Below are 244 nucleotides of genomic sequence, written 5' to 3' on the forward strand. Positions count from 1 at the left end.
GAATAAAAATGTCGTAGAATTTATCGATGAACCTATTCGGGATGAGACGTATGTACATCGGTACCGGAGTACAGGCTACGCGCTAGCTCAATCTTTCGGTTATAAAATCGATTATAGCAATGGCAACGGTATGTTCAACAGCCAGGAAGAACTGGATGATTACTTATCAACAACCAGCTATGGATTTGGCGTGCCACGGGTCGGATACTTTAAATATACTGATTTGAACGAAGATGGTGTTGTC

Annotated in this window: 1 protein-coding gene; it reads left to right on the forward strand. The window is 41.8% G+C overall.

The features are described from left to right. Positions 1–244, forward strand: a 244-nt coding sequence (locus tag CIK81_RS18420) for a hypothetical protein (RefSeq protein WP_206749930.1), incomplete at both ends; no start/stop codon positions are given.

Origin of the sequence: Brachybacterium sp. JB7 (assembly GCF_003335205.1) — a bacterium.
GTDB classification, from domain to species: domain Bacteria; phylum Actinomycetota; class Actinomycetes; order Actinomycetales; family Dermabacteraceae; genus Brachybacterium; species Brachybacterium alimentarium.